The 16,691-nt window shown below is 66.9% G+C and carries 19 protein-coding genes; 10 read left to right on the top strand and 9 right to left on the bottom strand.

Going from position 1 to position 16,691, the window contains the following annotated elements; genetic code table 11:
- Positions 1–5 precede the first annotated feature (5 nt).
- The 4 genes from ABRP17_RS13245 to ABRP17_RS13230 all read right to left on the bottom strand — a co-directional run bounded on the left by ABRP17_RS13245 (position 6) and on the right by ABRP17_RS13230 (position 3,190).
- On the bottom strand, positions 6–605 hold the full coding sequence (locus ABRP17_RS13245; RefSeq protein WP_349984650.1) for a HutD family protein: 600 nt from the start codon (positions 603–605) through the stop codon (positions 6–8).
- Positions 606–733: 128 nt separating this feature from the next.
- On the bottom strand, positions 734–1,450 hold the full coding sequence (locus ABRP17_RS13240) for a murein L,D-transpeptidase catalytic domain family protein (protein WP_188326408.1): 717 nt from the start codon (positions 1,448–1,450) through the stop codon (positions 734–736).
- 31 nt (positions 1,451–1,481) lie between these two features.
- Positions 1,482–2,540 (bottom strand): L,D-transpeptidase, encoded by a 1,059-nt coding sequence (locus ABRP17_RS13235; protein ID WP_349984651.1) that lies wholly within the window; start codon positions 2,538–2,540, stop codon positions 1,482–1,484.
- 323 nt (positions 2,541–2,863) lie between these two features.
- Entirely contained in the window at positions 2,864–3,190 is a 327-nt protein-coding gene (locus ABRP17_RS13230; protein ID WP_349984652.1) for a helix-hairpin-helix domain-containing protein, read from the bottom strand.
- 342 nt (positions 3,191–3,532) lie between these two features.
- Between ABRP17_RS13230 and ABRP17_RS13225 the strand changes: the two genes are divergently transcribed.
- From ABRP17_RS13225 to murU, 4 genes are all read left to right on the top strand, one after another.
- On the top strand, positions 3,533–5,026 hold the full coding sequence (locus ABRP17_RS13225) for a M20 family metallopeptidase (RefSeq protein WP_349984653.1): 1,494 nt from the start codon (positions 3,533–3,535) through the stop codon (positions 5,024–5,026).
- 91 nt (positions 5,027–5,117) lie between these two features.
- The gene (locus ABRP17_RS13220; RefSeq protein WP_188326404.1) at positions 5,118–5,390 is read left to right on the top strand and encodes a GlsB/YeaQ/YmgE family stress response membrane protein; all 273 of its coding nucleotides are present in this window, start codon (positions 5,118–5,120) and stop codon (positions 5,388–5,390) included.
- A gap of 52 nt (positions 5,391–5,442) precedes the next feature.
- A complete protein-coding gene (locus ABRP17_RS13215) occupies positions 5,443–6,465 on the top strand; it encodes a phosphotransferase (protein ID WP_349984654.1) in 1,023 nt (340 codons plus the stop codon).
- On the top strand, positions 6,462–7,175 hold the full coding sequence (gene murU, locus ABRP17_RS13210; protein WP_349984655.1) for an N-acetylmuramate alpha-1-phosphate uridylyltransferase MurU: 714 nt from the start codon (positions 6,462–6,464) through the stop codon (positions 7,173–7,175). Before ABRP17_RS13215 ends, murU begins: the two co-directional genes overlap by 4 nt.
- 433 nt (positions 7,176–7,608) lie before the next feature.
- Here murU and hda read toward each other — a convergent pair whose 3' ends face one another.
- Genes hda through ABRP17_RS13195 form a run of 3 tightly spaced genes read right to left on the bottom strand, consistent with a single transcriptional unit; the run spans position 7,609 to position 10,621 of the window.
- Positions 7,609–8,319, bottom strand: coding sequence for a DnaA regulatory inactivator Hda (hda, locus tag ABRP17_RS13205; protein WP_188326401.1), 711 nt, complete (start codon positions 8,317–8,319; stop codon positions 7,609–7,611).
- The gene (locus ABRP17_RS13200) at positions 8,316–9,488 is read right to left on the bottom strand and encodes an AI-2E family transporter (protein WP_188326400.1); all 1,173 of its coding nucleotides are present in this window, start codon (positions 9,486–9,488) and stop codon (positions 8,316–8,318) included. Before ABRP17_RS13200 ends, hda begins: the two co-directional genes overlap by 4 nt.
- Positions 9,485–10,621, bottom strand: coding sequence for a DUF2066 domain-containing protein (locus ABRP17_RS13195; RefSeq protein ID WP_188326399.1), 1,137 nt, complete (start codon positions 10,619–10,621; stop codon positions 9,485–9,487). Before ABRP17_RS13195 ends, ABRP17_RS13200 begins: the two co-directional genes overlap by 4 nt.
- Positions 10,622–10,719: 98 nt before the next feature.
- On the opposite strand from ABRP17_RS13195, the gene purM reads away from it, so the two are divergent.
- The 6 genes from purM (at position 10,720) to ABRP17_RS13165 (ending at position 15,013) form a co-directional block, all read left to right on the top strand.
- Positions 10,720–11,781 carry a phosphoribosylformylglycinamidine cyclo-ligase gene (purM, locus tag ABRP17_RS13190; protein WP_342029532.1) on the top strand — a complete coding sequence of 354 codons (1,062 nt, stop codon included), beginning with the start codon at positions 10,720–10,722 and terminating at the stop codon, positions 11,779–11,781.
- 133 nt (positions 11,782–11,914) lie between these two features.
- Positions 11,915–12,355 (top strand): hypothetical protein, encoded by a 441-nt coding sequence (locus ABRP17_RS13185; protein ID WP_349985713.1) that lies wholly within the window; start codon positions 11,915–11,917, stop codon positions 12,353–12,355.
- A 7-nt stretch (positions 12,356–12,362) separates the two neighbouring features.
- Positions 12,363–12,800: a hypothetical protein gene (locus tag ABRP17_RS13180; protein ID WP_192081491.1), complete on the top strand. Its 438-nt coding sequence runs from the start codon at positions 12,363–12,365 to the stop codon at positions 12,798–12,800.
- Positions 12,797–13,462, top strand: coding sequence for a phosphoribosylglycinamide formyltransferase (gene purN, locus ABRP17_RS13175; protein ID WP_349985714.1), 666 nt, complete (start codon positions 12,797–12,799; stop codon positions 13,460–13,462). Before ABRP17_RS13180 ends, purN begins: the two co-directional genes overlap by 4 nt.
- 64 nt (positions 13,463–13,526) lie before the next feature.
- Positions 13,527–14,327, top strand: a complete 801-nt coding sequence (locus ABRP17_RS13170; RefSeq protein ID WP_192093976.1) for a DUF3108 domain-containing protein — start codon at positions 13,527–13,529, stop codon at positions 14,325–14,327.
- Positions 14,328–14,329: 2 nt separating this feature from the next.
- Positions 14,330–15,013 carry a DUF3108 domain-containing protein gene (locus ABRP17_RS13165; RefSeq protein ID WP_192081494.1) on the top strand — a complete coding sequence of 228 codons (684 nt, stop codon included), beginning with the start codon at positions 14,330–14,332 and terminating at the stop codon, positions 15,011–15,013.
- A 103-nt stretch (positions 15,014–15,116) separates the two neighbouring features.
- Here the strand turns inward: ABRP17_RS13165 and ABRP17_RS13160 are convergent, their stop codons facing one another.
- Together ABRP17_RS13160 and murA are read right to left on the bottom strand one after the other, a co-directional pair.
- Positions 15,117–15,416 (bottom strand): EF-hand domain-containing protein, encoded by a 300-nt coding sequence (locus ABRP17_RS13160; RefSeq protein WP_349985715.1) that lies wholly within the window; start codon positions 15,414–15,416, stop codon positions 15,117–15,119.
- Entirely contained in the window at positions 15,413–16,684 is a 1,272-nt protein-coding gene (gene murA / locus ABRP17_RS13155; RefSeq protein WP_349985716.1) for a UDP-N-acetylglucosamine 1-carboxyvinyltransferase, read from the bottom strand. Before murA ends, ABRP17_RS13160 begins: the two co-directional genes overlap by 4 nt.
- Between the last annotated feature and the right edge of the window lie 7 nt (positions 16,685–16,691).

The following is a 16,691-nucleotide window of genomic DNA, read 5'->3' as shown; positions in this document are numbered from 1 at the left end:
ACGGACTATCCCCATACGCGGATCGCCAGCAGCTCGCCACCGCCGTGCAACGCGTACCGCTTGCGCTCACCTGCCGCCAACCACGCCGTATCGCCCTGCTGCATGGAGGGCAAACCACTATCCGCGTCCAAAGCCGCCTGGCCGGCAAGCAGGTGGATGGCCCACGCGACGGTGGGCTCGGTGAAGAAATACATCGGCCCCACGATGGGACGGTGCAGTACCTGTGCGGTTAGCAGGCCGCGTCGCCACATCAGGTTGAAATCGTGGGTGACGCCGTCGACCAGCTCGCCGTGCAACGCGTCCTCGCCGGCAAACCGTACCCGTCCATGCGGAGGCAGCACCTCCTGTACGCGACCATTGTCGAAGTGCAGGCGGACCCCATTGCCATGCAGCAGCACCAGCTCGCGCTCCACGCCCGGGAAGGTCGAGAATGCAGCGTCGCGTTCGATCTCCGCGATCGACAAGCGCAGCGCCCAGTCGTCGCCTGTTGGCGGTAAACGCAGGATTTCCCGCGTCCATCCCAAGCCATTGCGCCAACGCTCGCGGCGGTAATCGACACTGTGGATGACCTGGGTGGGATGCTGCAGCGTGGTGGCGATGTCCATCCCGATAGTGTGCCGTGTCCTATGCCAGAAACGGTAGCGCCGACGGTAGAGCCGACTTCAGTCGGCTGCTTGCCCGCGGGATGACAGAGCAGCCTGCCTGACGCAGGAGCAGCCGACTGAAGTCGGCTCTACCGCTGGGCCAGCGCGCCGCCGCAATCGGCGTCCAGCAACTGGGAGCGCTTCAGCCAGTCCTGGTCCGGGTAATACGCGAACACCATCGTGCCGCCACTCAACGCATCGATCAGTGGCTTGGCGACTTTCAGGCGTACCGCCGGACAGCCGAGGCTGCGGCCGAGACGGCCCTGCATCCGCGCCATCGTCGGATTCACATAGGGCGCACCGTGGATGACGATGGCACGCTCGCGTGCGTGGTCATTGAAGCCCGGCTCCAAGCCGTCCAGCCGCAGCGAGTAGCCGTTGCCGCCGACATACGTTTCCTGTGCGGTGAAGGCCCCGATGCTGGACATGAAACTCCCTTCCCGGTTCGAGAAGTGCTCGGTACGGTCGGCACCGCTGTTGCGCCCATGTGCCACCCATTCCTCGAACAACAGACGCTGGCGCCGCAGATCGAACACCCACAGGCGTTGCTGGGTGGACGGTCGCGAATAGTCGATCACGCCCAAGCGGTCCGGCACCACCCCCAGTTCCGGCCGGCGCAGCGCACAGCGCATCGCGCTGGCCGCCAGTTGCAGCACCTTGCGGTCGGCATTGGGTGCTACCCGGGCCAGGATCGCGCCGAGGTCAGCACTGGCGCCCGGCGATGGCCGGGACTGGGCGTAGGCAGGCATGACGCAGGCCGACAACAGGCCGACGGCAGCCAGCCAGTGACGGCGTGGCGGTTTCATCAGAGCAGTGAGGCGCTATCGGACACAGACGTTACAGGGTGGACCCGACCGGCTCGGATTCCAACACCGGCTGCATGCCCGGTTCAGCCGCGCTTGGGCGCACCGCCGGCAACGAGGTCACCAGCAGCGTGGTGCCCGGAACCAGCGCCGCGTAGAGGTGGCGGGCAAAATCCGCGGGGAGGGCCATCGGCAGCGACGGCGTCGCCAACAGGTCCGGCGAGGCGTCTGCCGCCGCTTGGCCGAGCAACGGATAGGCCGTCCAGCGGTGCAGACGCTGGTGGTTGTCCAACGGACTGGGGGTATCGGTAAACCCTTCGCCCATCACGAACAACGTGGTGCCGGCAAACGCGGGCAAGGCGGACGCCTCCAGCGGCGATTCACCGATCAGCACACCGTCGCGCAGCACGTAGACGCGCTGATCGTGCAGGCTGACCAATACCCCGACCTGGCCGGCCGGCGCCGCAGCGTCGTTCCAGTACGCGCCCGTTGCGTCGGTGGTGGTCACTTCGGACAAGGCCACGCCACGGCTGCTGACCGGGGCCAGCACCGCGGGATAGGCCAGTGTCATCGGCGAACTCTTGGCATCGGCGACCACCACGGTATCGCCGCGCTGGGTCGCGCTGAACAGCTTCTGCGCGAAGGCCTGAGGCAGCCGGACACAGCCGTGCGACGCCGGATGCCCGGGCAGCGCCCCGCCGTGCAGCGCGATCCCATCCCAGGTCAGCCGCTGCATGTAGGGCATCGGCGCGCTGTTGTACAGATTGGACCGATGGTCCTTGTCTTTCTGCAGGATGGTGAAGACCCCGGTCGGGGTCTCGTGGCCTGTCTTGCCCGAACTGACTGTACTGACGCCGATGGCGATGCCATTGCGGTACACATACGCCCGCTGCTCGTCCAGGCTGACCACCAGCACGATGGGGCCGGACGGTGAAATCTCGGGGTGCCAGAGATACTCGCCCGGCTTCAGATCGGTGGGCCCGCGGACCGTGGCCTCGACCGGTGCCGGTGCCGGCTTCTGCGCGAAGGTCGTCGCAGGAAGGGCCAACGCGACGGCGCTGGCGAACATCAGGGAACAACGCAGCAGTCGCATCGGTAACGTCATCCAGGGCGTGGGGACTCCACGCTATCGTGTCCGGTCGCCGGAAAAAAGATTGCCCGGCGACACACCATGTGTCGTACCGGGCAACTGTCACATCCGTGTCGACCTCCTGCCGCCCCGCGCATCCTGCGATGGGGGCAGCGTGCTCCGTGCACGGAGGTCGCGATCATCCCTGGTTGTCTATCCCAGCCCCTTCCACAGGTCTGTGATGCCACCCTCCTGGTGCAGTTGACGCCTCCCTGCGCCGGTCGCTGCCGTCACGTCCCGTGACCGGCCCTGATCCACCTCCTGTGGATCGCGACAATCCCCTTGTGTCATCGCCTGGGTACGGAGCGCACCGGTACCGCTCCGGGTACCGGATCCACCGATGACGTCCTGTCACCGAGAGTGATCCGCTGTCGATTCCGTTCGACGATTCCTTTCCCTATGCCTTTCACCTGCGTCAGGTCCTCGACGCGATGGAAAGGCCCGTGCTGCTGCCTGTGCTCGACGATCGCGGCGGCCCGGCTGGGCCCCACCATCGTCAATCCCTGCTGCAGTGCAGTGGCATCTGCGAGGTTGATGTCGACCCGCTCGGCCGCGAAGGCCTGACCGATCCACAGTCCCAGCAACAGTGCCCTTGACACGATCCACCAAGGCACGACGTTGTTCTCCTTGTGATCCGGACCCGCTCCGACCGTCTTCCCGTCGGTTCGAAACAGTGTCCGTCACCACATGTGCACAGCCTATCGTCCACTGACATTTCTAACAGCCAGCTAAATACCCGACGTCGTGTAGGAAAACCCCTACCCCCTTGAGCGCCAGCTGACAGGCCAGTCACGACAACGGCCGGCGCGTGAGGCCCCGTCATGGCGGTACGTGCGTCCGTGGACAGCGGGTCGGTCAAGGCCGCCCTCACCGCGCCCGCTCCACCGGGCCCAGCGGTCGCCCCATCGCGGCCAGCGTAGAATGGGCGGATCAGTCATTTACAACCGGAGTTCCTGATGGACAGCGCCAAGCTTGGCCACTATGTCGACAAGAAGTGGGATGACGAAATCGTCCCGCAGTTGGTGGACTACATCCGCATCCCCAACAAGTCGCCGATGTTCGACGCCAACTGGGTGCAGAACGGCTACATGGAGCAGGCCGTCGTCCTGATGGAAACCTGGGCCCGCGCGCAGGACATCCCCGGCCTGAAGGTCGACGTGGTGCGCCTGGACGGCCGTACGCCCCTGCTGTTCCTGGAGATCCCGGCCAGTGGCAGCGAGACCGGCGATGACACCATCCTGCTTTACGGCCATCTGGACAAGCAGCCGGAAATGACCGGCTGGGATGATGATCTGGGTCCGTGGATCCCGGTACTGCGCGACGACAAGCTGTACGGTCGCGGCGGCGCTGACGATGGCTACGCGATCTTCGGCTCGCTGGCCGCCGTGCTGGCGCTGCAGGCCCAAGGCCTGCCGCATGCCCGTTGCGTGATCCTGATCGAAGCCTGCGAAGAGTCGGGCAGCTACGACCTGCCCGCTTACGTGGACCACCTGGCTGACCGCATCGGCAAGCCGTCGCTGGTGGTCTGCCTGGATTCGGGCTGCGCCAACTATGACCAGCTGTGGTGCACCACCTCGCTGCGTGGCCTGACCGGCGGCAACTTCTCGGTGAAGGTGCTCAACGAAGGCGTGCACTCCGGCGATGCGTCCGGCGTGGTGCCGTCCAGCTTCCGCTTGCTGCGCCAGTTGTTGTCGCGCATCGAAGACCAGGACACCGGCCGCATCCTGATCGACGGCATGCAGGTGGAGATCCCCGCCGAGCGCCTGGAGCAGGCCAAGCGCGCTGCCGACGTCGTGGACACCGCCATCTTCGACAAATTCCCGCTGGTCGACGGGTTGAAGCCGATGAACGACGACCTGACCGAACTCGTGCTCAACCGCACCTGGCGTCCGGCGCTGTCGGTGACCGGTATCGGCGGCATGCCGACGCTGGAATCGGCGGGCAACGTCCTGCGCCCGCACACCGCAGTGAAGCTGTCGCTGCGCCTGCCGCCGACCGCCGATGGCAAGCGCTGCGGCGAGCTGTTGCAGGAAGCCTTGCTGAGCGATCCGCCGAACGGCGCGGAAGTGACCCTGGATCTGGAAAAGGCGTCCAGCGGCTGGAATGCGCCGGCGATGTCGTCGTGGCTGACCCAGGCGATCGACGATGCCAGCCAGACCTTCTTCGGCAAGCCGGCGATGTACATGGGTGAAGGCGGCTCGATCCCGTTCATGGGCATGCTGGGCGAGAAGTTCCCGGGTGCGCAGTTCATGATCACCGGCGTGCTCGGCCCGCATTCCAATGCACACGGTCCGAATGAGTTCCTGCATATCCCGATGGGCAAGAAGGTCACCGCCTGCGTGTCCAAGGTGATCAGCGAACACCATGCGGCCAGCCTGCGCGGTGAGACCAGCGGTTCGCCGGTGGCCGCCGACAGCGGTACCCGCCACGGCGACCACGGTTGCTGCTGATCGGTTGCTGCTGATCTGACGCGGAGGTGCCCGCCGGTGGCTGGCACCTCCCGTAGACTGGGCTGACCTTTTTCTCGTTGGAGTCCCGCGCATGGACGGTTTGTTCGGCAGCACCAGTTGGCTCTACATCATCCTGGTCGGTTTCGTTGTCGGATTGCTGGGTCGCTTCTTCATGCCGGGCAACAACCGCATGGGCTGTCTGCTGACCATCGTGCTGGGCATTGTCGGCGCGTTGCTGGCAGGCTGGTTCGGTCAGTACATGGGCTGGTACGCCGCCGGTGAGCCCGCCGGTTTCCTGGGCGCGGTGCTTGGTGCCGTTGCCGTGCTGGCGCTGCTGCGTCTGGTCAGCGGCGGCCGACGCTGAATTCTTTTTCCTTCTCGATGCTGGTGCCTGCGGGTGCCCGGATGTTTCCTGCATGAACGATCCTGCTTCCCATCCCGAGCGCGCGGCGCAGCGTCTGCAGTGGGCGCGCCTGCGCCTGGACGATGCGGCGGCTGTGCTGGAGCGCGCATCGGTCGATGCGGGCATGCGCAGTTACTGGCGCGCCACCGGCCGCACCGGCACCCATATCGTCATGGATTCCCCCCCGGGCCTGGAGGATGTACGGCCGTGGCTGCGCATGCGCGGTCTGCTGGCCGCGCAAGGTCTGCGGGTTCCTGCCGTGCTGGCCGAAGACCTCGAGGCCGGCCTGCTGTTGCTGGAAGACCTGGGCGGCCCCACCCTTGCCAAAGTCATCGCGGCGGACACCGCGGATGCGTGGTTCGAGCGCGCGATGGATCAGTTGCTGGCCCTGCAGCAGATGCCGGTGCCGGATGATTTCGGGCGCTTCGGTGAAGCCCTTCTGCAGCGCGATGCGGGCCTGTTCGACACGTGGTTCCTGCAGCGCCATCTCGGCATCACGCTGGATGGCGATGACGCGCAGCAGCTGCAGCATGTGCAGCAGTTGCTGATGGACAACGCGCTCGGCCAAGCACAGGTGATGACGCACCGCGATTTCATGCCGCGCAACCTGATGCCCGTCGCCGACGGCCCGGCGGTGCTGGATTTCCAGGACCTGGTGCGCGGCCCCATCGCGTACGATCCGGTGAGCCTGTTCAAGGATGCGTTCCTGAGCTGGCCGCTGCCGCAGGTGGATGGCTGGCTGGCACGCTATCACCAGCGCGCGCACGAGGCCGGCCTGCCGGTGCCGACGCGGGGGGTCTTCCTGCGCGACGCCGATTGGTTGGGCATCCAGCGCCACCTGAAATGCCTGGGCATCTTCAGCCGGCTGCGTTACCGCGATGGCAAGGGCCATTACCTGGACGATGCACCACGTTTCATTGCGTACCTGGACGAAGTGCTGCCGCGTTACCCGGAACTGGCCGGACTGCAGCACCTGTTGGACACGCGCATCAAACCCGCGATGTCAGCGCTGTCCGAGCCGGCGATGGCACGATGAAGGCGCTGATCTTCGCGGCGGGGCTGGGCGAGCGCATGCGCCCCCTCACCCTGCACACGCCCAAGCCGCTGCTCAGCGTCGGTGGCAAACCGCTGATCGTGTGGCACCTGGAGCGGCTGGCGGCGCTCGGCATCCGCGATGTCGTGGTCAATATTTCATGGCTCGCCGAGGCCTTCGCGCCGACCCTGGGCGATGGCAGCCAGTGGGGCGTACAACTGCACTTCGTCAACGAAGGCGACACGCCGTTGGAGACCGGCGGCGGCATCCTCAATGCCCTGCCCATACTGGGGGACACGCCGTTCCTCGTGGTCAACGGTGACATCTGGACCGATTTCGATTTCGCCGCGCTGCCACGCGAACCGGCGGGCCAGGCGCACCTGGTGATGGTGGACAACCCGGCGCAGCATCCGAGCGGCGATTACCGCCTTGATGCCACCGGCGTGCTGCACCATGACCGCGCCGGCGAGTGCCTGACCTACGCCGGCATCGGCGTCTACCGGCCATCGATCGTGGACGACTGGCAGCAGGTGATCGGTACCGCACCGGGCAGCGAGCGCACGCCGCCGCGCTTCAGCGTGGTGCCGCTGCAGAAGCATTTCATGGCGCAGGGACGGGTCAGCGGGCAGCACCATCGCGGCCGGTGGACCGACGTGGGCACGGTGGAGCGCCTGCGTGCGCTGGATGCGGAGTTGGGTCGGTCGAACGGGTGAGACCCCCTCGCGGGTGGCGCCTGCAAGCCGCAGCTGAGCTTGGCGACGGGCGGTGGGGCTGGGCGGGGGACGGCAAGAGCCGCTCCTGCGTGCCTCGTTTCGCGCCATCCATGGCGCTCAACGCCCCCGCGCAGCCCCACCGCCCGTCGCCCTGACAGGTTCCCGGTGCCGCCAGCCGCGTATGAAAAAAGAAGAAAAGCGGTAGCGCCGACCCATGGTCGGCGAGCGCAGCGGGCCGTTTGCGGGAACATTCCGCCGACCATGGGTCGGCGCTACCGATGACGATATCCCGTCTGGTGGAGGGAGCCCCTGAGTCAGGGGCGGCCGCGAAGCGGCGGGGTGTGGGTGCTGGTGAGACGGGGCCCATGGTTTGCGAAGCAAAGCGTGGGAGCGGCAGCGCGAATGCGATGACGTGGCCCCCCCGGCCACAGCTTTAATACCGCGGGCGGCCGTCTTCCAGCACTTGCCGCAGGAACGGCACGGTGATGCGCCGCTTGGCCGCCAGCGATTCTCGGTCCAGCCAGTCCATCAGCGTGATCAGCCCACCCAGCTCACGGCCGGAGTGCGATAGCAGCCAATCGATTGACGCCTCGTCGATCGACAGCCCGCGGCGCAGCGCGCGGTCCCGCAGCACCGCCGCGCGTCCTTCTTCGTCGAGCGCCTGCAACACCACCCGCACGCACTGGCCCAACCGCGAGCGCAGGTCGGGCAGTACGAGCCCAAGATCGGCCGGTGCCACCTGCGCGGTGTACATCACCGTCGTACCGGCAGCGCGGGCACGGTTGTGGAAATCAAACAACGCCACTTCGTCGTCGCGCGATCCGGCGATTGCATCCAGGCCATCCAGCACGACCAGATCACGCTGCTCCAGGCCTTCCAGTGCAGCGCGCACACGGCCGGTGACGGCTGCCAACGGCACATAGGTCGGCGTCCGACCGGCCTGCTCGGCACTGGAACACGTCGCCAGCGCCTGATGGGTCTTGCCGGTGCCGGCCGCCCCTTCCAGATAGACCCAGTCCTGGCTCGCCCCCACCGCGATCGCGCGCAGCTGCGCCAGCGCACCGTCCGGCGCGCCGATGAAGGTTTCCAGCCGTTCGTCCTGCGGGTAATGCAGGGCCAACGGAAGCTGCGGTACCGCGCTCACTTCGTCTCCGGGCCCTTCGGCGTGGTGTCGATGATGATGGTGGGCTTGTCGATGTACGAATCCAGCACGATGGACGGTTTTTCGCCGGCGTACAGCTCACTTTCGCGATAGCGCTGGTGGGCGTAGCGCAGCAGCACGTTGCTCACCGCCGCGACCGGCAGCGCCAGCAACATGCCCAGGAAGCCGAACAGCTGGCCACCGGCCATCACCGCGAAGATCACCGCGACCGGGTGCAGGCCGATCTTGTCGCCGACGATGCGCGGGGTCAGCACGTAGCTTTCCAGCAGCTGGCCCACCGTGAACACTACGCCGACCAGCAACAGCAGCTTCAGGTCGAAGCCCTGCGACTGCACCAGGGCGGCGACCACCGCCATCAGGATCCCGGTGGTGGCGCCCAGGTAGGGAATGAAACTGATCAGGCCGGCGATGATGCCGATCAACAGACCCAGGTTCAGGCCGACCAGGGTCAGGCCACCGGCATAGATCACGCCGAGCGCGATCATCACCAGGAACTGGCCACGGATGAACGCGCCGAGCACATCGTTCGACTCGCGCGCCAGCTGGGTGATGGTGCCCACATGATTGCGCGGGATGACCGAGCGCACGCGCTCGACCAGCAGGTCCCAGTCACGCAGGAAATAGAACGCCAGGATCGGCAGCAGCAGCAGGTTGACCACCCACGTCACCATCGCAAAGCCGGAACGCTGCACGTAGCCGAAGAACTGCTTGGCAATCCCACCGGCCTGCTGCCAGTGGCTGCGGATGTAATCCATCACCCGCTCCGAATCCAGCCACTGCATCACTTCCAGACCAGTCTTCTGCTCGAACCAGGGAATGCCCTTCTCCATCAGCCAGGCCTGCGCCTGCGGCGCTGAAGCGATCAGCGTGCTGATCTGCCGTTCGATCATCGGCACCAGGATCAACAGCAGCGCGGTGATCACCAGCACCATCGCGACGAACACCAGGATCACGCCGGTATTGCGCGAGCGCCCGGTCGCTTCGATCCGATCCACCAGCGGATCGCCCAGCCAGGCCAACGCCAGGGCCAGCACGAAGGGGGTCAGGATGGGCGCCAGCAGCCACACCACCCAGCCGATCAACAAGGCCACCGCGACGAACTTGACGCGTCGCAGGAAAAGGGCGATTTCCGCCTCGGGGGTGTGGATCATCGCAGGCGGTACTCGTTGCTGGCCGGGGCCGGGTTCTGTTCGTCGCCTTCCAGGGTGATCGCCACCGGCGCGACCGGCACCAGGATGCCGTCTTCGCCCAGCATGCGGTTCAACCCGGCCAGGCCGGTGGTCATTTCAAGATTCAGTTCCAGGCGGCTGCCCACCGCGCGCAGCGGGATGGCATCACGCACCACCGGCACCTGGCGCAGACCGGCTGCCATGCGCATGTAATCGTCCGCACTGTCGATGCCGGTCACCACGATACGGTAGGTCCCGGCTTGGCCGGTTGCGGCACCGGCCTTGGCATAGCGACGCACCAGTGCGTCGGCGGCACCGTCGGCGCCGGCAGCCATCGCACGCATCGCGTTCGCATCCTTGGTGGTCCATTTGTTCAGCTCGCGGCCGTTGTCGACGAACACCCAGTCCGCCGTCCAGCCGCCGTCGGCGCGGTACAGCTTGCCGATCAACTGCATGGGCGGGGCGTAGCGTGCCGATGCCCGGGCCACCGCGCCGCTGTCCTGGCGCCAGATCGCACCGACCAGCGCCTGCTCGGCCGTGCTTCCCGCAGGCAGGCCCAGCTTGTAGCCGCGCTCGACCGCACGCGCCAGCACCGGGCGCACCGCATTGGCCTGCGGCACACTGACCAGCCGCGGGCCGCTGCCGTCATCGATGGCCAGCCACAGCACGGGCTTGGGACGCGGCTGCGGCCACACGGGCAAGCCCAGCGCGGCCACCATGGCATCCACATCATCCTCGCGGAAACGGGCCACCAGCAGGGTACGGAAGCTGGGCGCACCGCTCACGCCGGTGCTCTGGTCCTGTTTGTAGTCATAGCTCTGCACGTAATCCTTGGCATTGCGCAGGGCCTGCACCACGCCCGGGCGGGCCGTGATGTTGCGGTCGCCGGACAACTTGCCCAGCACTTCGGCCAAGGCGCGCGACATACCGCCATTGCGGTCCGCGTCGCTTTGGCCACGCACGGGCACCTCGGCCTCGTACGCGCCGCTGGCGGTTGCCACGTCTCCTTCGGTGCGCATGCCGCTCTGCGCCAAGGCAGCAAAGGGCAGGCACGCTGCAAGAAGCAGGGTGAAGAACGTGGTCCTGAGGGGGCTGCGGGGCATCTGGACTTCCATTGGCTCGACGTATCCGGGGAGATTGTTGCCCGAATAGGGTCTTTGCGCCAACGTGGCCTGTTAAAATCGGGATCTCACCCTTGCCAGCGCCGACGCCCGTGACCAACAGCCCGTCCTCCGCCCCTACGCCCCTTACCTACCGCGACGCGGGTGTCGACATCGATGCTGGCAACGAACTGGTCGAGCGCATCAAGCCGCTGGTCAAGCGCAGCTTCCGCCCCGAGGTGATGGGTGGGCTGGGGGGCTTCGGTGCGCTGTTCGACCTGTCCAACAAGTACCGCGAGCCGGTGCTGGTGTCCGGCACGGACGGCGTGGGCACCAAGCTCAAGCTGGCCCAGCAGTTGGGCCGCCACGACACGATCGGCATCGATCTGGTCGCGATGTGTGTGAACGACGTGCTGGTGCAGGGTGCCGAGCCGCTGTTCTTCCTGGATTATTTTGCCACCGGCAAGCTCGACATCGACACCGCCGCAGCGGTGGTGGGCGGCATCGCCAATGGCTGCACCGAGGCCGGTTGCGCGCTGATCGGCGGCGAAACCGCTGAAATGCCCGACATGTATGCCCCGGGCGAGTACGACCTGGCCGGCTTCACCGTGGCGGGCGTGGAAAAGAGCGAGTTGAAAGACGGCGCCAGCGTTGCCGAAGGCGACGTGCTGATCGGCATCGCCTCCTCCGGCCCGCACTCCAACGGCTACTCGCTGGTGCGCCGCATCTATGACCGCGCCGGCCAACCGGCCGATCTGGTGCTGGACGACGGGGTGAAGCTGGTGGATGCGCTGATGGCGCCGACCCGCCTGTACGTGAAGCCGATCCTGGCGCTGCTCAAGACCCACGGCGAAGCGATCCACGGCATGGCCCACGTCACCGGCGGCGGCCTGACCGAGAACATCATCCGCGTGGTGCCCGAAGGCCTTGGCCTGGAGATCGACGCGAAGAGCTGGACCCTGCCGCCGGTGTTCCAGTGGCTGCAGCGCGAAGGCGCGGTGGCCGATGCCGAGATGTGGCGCACCTTCAACTGCGGCATCGGCTTCGTGCTGATCGTGGCGGCGGATCAGGTAGCTGCCGTGGCCGACGCCGCCGCGGCGCAGGGCCTGCAGCACTGGACCATCGGCACGGTCGTGCCGGCCGTGGAAGGCGCCGAGCGGGTGCATATCGGCTGATAGCGGATCTTCGACGGGTAGCGCCGAGCCATGCTCGGCGAGCGCAGCGGCAACGTCCCGACAGTCCGCCGAGCATGGCTCGGCGCTACCGGCGCCGGGGCCCCTGCCCCATACGGCCACCAAGGAGACCGCCATGTCCACCACGCCCCTGAGTGCGCAGGACGCTGACCATCTGCGCCTGCTGTCGATCTTTCATTACATCGTGGCCGGGATCACCGCCCTGTGTTCGCTCATCCCGGTGATCCACCTGGTCATGGGCCTGGCCATCGTCACCGGCAAGCTGCCGATGGAAAGCCAGCAAGGCAACGAACCGTTCGACCCGCGCCTGTTTGGCTGGTTCTTCGTTGCGTTCGCTGGTGCGTTCATCGTCGGTGGTCTCACCCTGGCCGGCTTCATCGCCTATGCCGGGCGTTGCCTGGCACAGCGCCGCCGCCACCTGCTGTGCATGGTCGTGGCCGGCATCGCCTGCTGCTTCATGCCCTTCGGGACGGTGCTGGGGGTGTTCACCCTGATCGTCCTGCTGCGCCCGTCGGTCAAGGCCGCGTTCGGCGTTGCTCCCGTTACCCAAGCCTGAGGCCCGGATGTCCGCCACACCTCCCCCGTTGAATGTCCCGCGCGGCTGGACGTCGATGCAGGTCGCCTCGCACCTGCACACCCTGAAAATACTGTTCTATGTGCTGGGCGGACTGGAGCTGATCCTTGCCGCGTTCCTGCTGCTGGCGACGGTGGCCGGCTATGTCAGCGAGCCCCCCGGCAGCGGCCCGGACGCCGCCCCCCTGCTGCTGTTCGTGCTGCTGGGAGCAGGCACGGCCACGTTCGCCGCGCTGGGCGGGTTGAGCATCAAGGCCGCAGGCTGCATGGGCGCGCGTCGCCAGCATCGGCTGTGCCTGATCGTCGCCGGCCTGGCCTGCCTGACCGGAGCGCTGGGCATCGCGCTTGCGGCCTATGCGCTATGGGCGCTGTTGCGCCCGGAAGTGGTGGCCAGCTTCGACGGCACCGGCCGCGCGGTCGCCGCATGACCCGGCCTGCCCGCATCGCCGTCCTGGCATCCGGCCGGGGCAGCAACCTGCAGGCCATCCTCGATGCGATCGCACAGGGCGTCCTGCAGGCCGAGGTCGTGGGGGTGTTCTCCGACAAGCCGGACGCCGCCGCTCTTCTGCGCGTTCCTGCGGCACAGCGATGGGCGGCGGCACCCCGTGGGTTCGCAGATCGTGCCGCGTACGAGACCGCCTTGGCCGATGCCGTTGCAGGCAGCGCACCGGACTGGATCGTCTGCGCGGGCTACATGCGCATCCTGGGGCCGGCCTTCGTGGCGCGCTTCGATGGGCGACTGGTCAACATCCACCCCTCGTTGCTGCCGTTGTACAAAGGCCTGCACACCCATGCGCGCGCGCTGGAGGCCGGCGACACGCAGCATGGTGCGAGCGTGCACTTCGTCGTGCCGGAGCTGGATGCAGGCACGGTGCTGGCACAGGCGCGGGTTCCCGTCCACGTCGGCGATACCGCCGAAACGTTGGCCGCGCGGGTGCTGGAGGTCGAGCATCCCCTGCTGATCGCCAGCCTGGTGCTGCTGGCCAGCGGACGCGTAGCTGAACAGGGAGGTCAGGTGCAGCTGGACGGTCACCCCCTTTTCAGCCCGCTGGTCCTAGATTCGTCGGGTGTGCTGCGCTCGCCCCTCTGAGCTGAACACGCGCCACTGACCGTGGCGCTGGCATGCTGCCCCCTTCCCTTTGCCTCTGCCCGGTATGAAGAAGACGACGCTGCACCGACCCGCGCTGTTGCTGTCCGCCCTGTTCTGCATGGCGGCGCTGCCTTCGGCTGCGCAGCAGGCCGCGCCTGCCGTCCCGGCCGAAGCGCCGCCGGTGCCCGGCCTGGCGGCGATGGCGTGGGAGCCCCCGGTACTGGAGCCGTTCACCGCCACCTACCAGGCCCTCTACAAGGGCAAGGAAGCAGGCGATGCCACCATGCGCGTCACCCATGCCAGCGGCACCCAATGGCGGGTGGACATGCAGGTGGTCGGCCGGCGCGGCTTTGCCAGCGTGCTCGGCTTGAATCTGGAACAGAGCACGGTGTTCGAGAACCGCAACGGCCAATACGTGCCGCTGAGCCAGAGCACCGTGCGCAAGGGGTTGTTCCTCGGCAAGAAAGTGACCGGCACCTATGACTGGCAGGCCGGGACGGCGCGCTGGCTGGGCGACCTGAAGAAAGAACGCACCCAGCCCATTCCGCTGCAACCGGGCGACCAGAGCGCGCTGCTGCTGAACCTGGCGATCATGCGTGACGCGCGCCCAGGCAGCAGCCTGCATTACCGCTACGTCGATGTCGGCCGCGTGCGCCAGCATGACTACCAGGCCGCCCCTGCCACTGAAAGCGTGCAGGTCGGCGAACTGTCCTACGACGCGCTGCGCGTGTACCGCACCAACGGCGGCAATGACGAAACCATCCTGTGGATCGCAAACGGCGTCCCCACGCCGGTGCGGATCCTGCAACGCAAAGACGGCGAGGACAACATCGACCTGCGCCTGATCGAATACCAAGGAGTCTGAGCATGACCACGTTCCAACGCCCGCTGACCTGGATCGCCGCTGCCGCCCTGTCGGTAGCCAGCCTGCCCGCCATGGCCCTGCAGCCGTTCAAGGCCGATTACCTGGCCAGCTACATGGGCATGCAGGCCAACGGCACCATGACACTGGCCAGTGAAGGCACCGGCAAATGGCGCTACAGCCTCAAGGTGAAGAACCAGCTGGCCGACCTGAGCCAGAGCACCGTGTTCGAGGAAGCCAACGGGCGCCTGCGTCCGCTGAGCAGCCAGGACAGCTCGGTGCTGCTGGTGAAGAAGCGCAACGTGCAGGCCAACTACAACTGGACCAGCAACCAGGCCACGTGGACCGGCGACATCAAGCCCGACCGCGCAGGTCCGGTCGCCTTGAAGGCCGGGGACATGGATGCGCTGCTGATCAACCTCGCGATCGCGCGCGACCTCGCCGCCGGCAAGCCGCTGAACTACCGCATGGTCGACGAAGGCCGCATCAAGCCGATGACCTACCGCGTGGTGGGCAAGGAAGCCGTCACCGTGGCCGGCAAGAGCTACGAAGCGACGAAGGTGTCGCGCGTGGACGGCAACAAGGAACTGATCGCCTGGATCGTGCCGGAGTTCCCGGTGCCGGCGCGGTTGCTGCAGCGTGAGAGCGGCAAGGACGCGCTGGACCTGACCATCAAGGGCATCAACTGAGGCATGGGGAGTGACGGCCGCTGGCCGTCATTCGCCGATGTACCGGTAGTGACGGCCGCTGGCCGTCAGTCCCTGTGTTGACGGCCAGCGGCCGTCACTACCCTCATTCCGCCTGAAACACCGTGCGGCAGTCCACGCGGATCTGCTCGCCGGTCTTGCGCCACAGGAAGGTGCGGCACTCGCGGTTGCCTTCCTTGGTCTCTGAAATGCCCACGGCGTAGAACGCCTGCAGGATCTCGTCACGGGTCACCGTGCCGTCGGCGTTCCAGTCCATGTCCTTCTGCTCCACTCCCTTGGTGATGGCGAGGCCGGCAAACCAGGCACACGCCAGGTAGGCCAGCATCAGCAGCACCAAGGCCAGCAGCGCCTTGCGGCGGCGCGTGAACTTGCCGCGCAGGATCATTGCACGCGCCGGATGGTGGCACCGAGCGAAGAAAGCTTCTCTTCGATGTTCTCGTAGCCGCGGTCCAGGTGGTAGATGCGGTCGATGGTCGTATCACCATCGGCCATCAGGCCCGCCAGGATCAGCGAGGCCGACGCGCGCAGGTCGGTCGCCATCACCGGTGCACCGCTCAGCCGCTCGGCACCGCGCACGATCGCCGTGTGGCCTTCGACCTGGATGTCCGCGCCCACGCGCAGCAGTTCGTTGACGTGCATGAAGCGGTTTTCGAAGATGGTTTCGTTGATCACGCCCACGCCATCGGCCACGCAGTTGAGCGCCATGAACTGCGCCTGCATGTCGGTCGGGAACGCGGGATACGGCGCGGTGGTCAGGTTCACCGACTTCGGCCGCTGCCCGTGCATGTCCAGGGTGATGGTGTCGGCGGTGGTGCTGATGGTGGCGCCGGCCTCGATCAGCTTGGACAGCACCGCTTCCATCGTGTCCGGGCGCGCACGGGTGACGGTCACGCTGCCGCCGGTCATCGCCGCCGCCACCAGGAAGGTGCCGGTTTCGATGCGGTCGGGCAGCACTTCATGGCGCCCGCCATGGAGGCGCTTCACGCCTTCGATGACCAGCCGGGCGGTGCCCAGTCCTTCGATCTTCGCGCCCAGCGCGATCAGGCACTGCGCCAGATCGGTGACTTCCGGCTCCATCGCGCAGTTGTCCAGGACGGTGGTGCCTTCGGCCAGGGTCGCGGCCATCAGCACGTTCTCGGTGCCGGTCACGCTGACCATGTCGAAGGTGAAGTGGCCACCCTTCAGCCGCTTGGCGCTGGCCTTGATGAAGCCGTTTTCGACCACGATGTCCGCACCCAGGGCCTGCAGGCCCTTGATGTGCTGGTCGACCGGACGCGAGCCGATCGCGCATCCGCCCGGGAGCGACACTTCAGCTTCGCCGAAGCGGGCCAGCAGCGGGCCCAGCACCAGGATCGAGGCGCGCATGGTGCGCACCAGCTCATACGGCGCCACGTGCTGGTTGACCGGACGCGGGTCGACCACGATGGCGCGGCCACGCGACAACGTGCCCTGGTCGATGGTCACCTTGGCGCCCAGTTCGCCCAGCAGCTTCACCGTGGTCACCACGTCGTGCAGGTGCGGCACATTGGTGATCTCGACCGGTTCGTCGGCCAGCAGGGTCGCGCACAGGATGGGGAGGACGGCGTTTTTGGCGCCGGAGATGCTTACTTCACCGTGCAGCGCTTTGCCGCCGGTCACAACGATCTTGGCCATGTATCAG

This window comes from Stenotrophomonas sp. WHRI 8082 (assembly GCF_040223995.2).
Classification (GTDB): domain Bacteria; phylum Pseudomonadota; class Gammaproteobacteria; order Xanthomonadales; family Xanthomonadaceae; genus Stenotrophomonas.
Note: the sequence above shows the minus strand (reverse complement) of the source record. Positions and strands in the feature narration are given on the sequence as shown.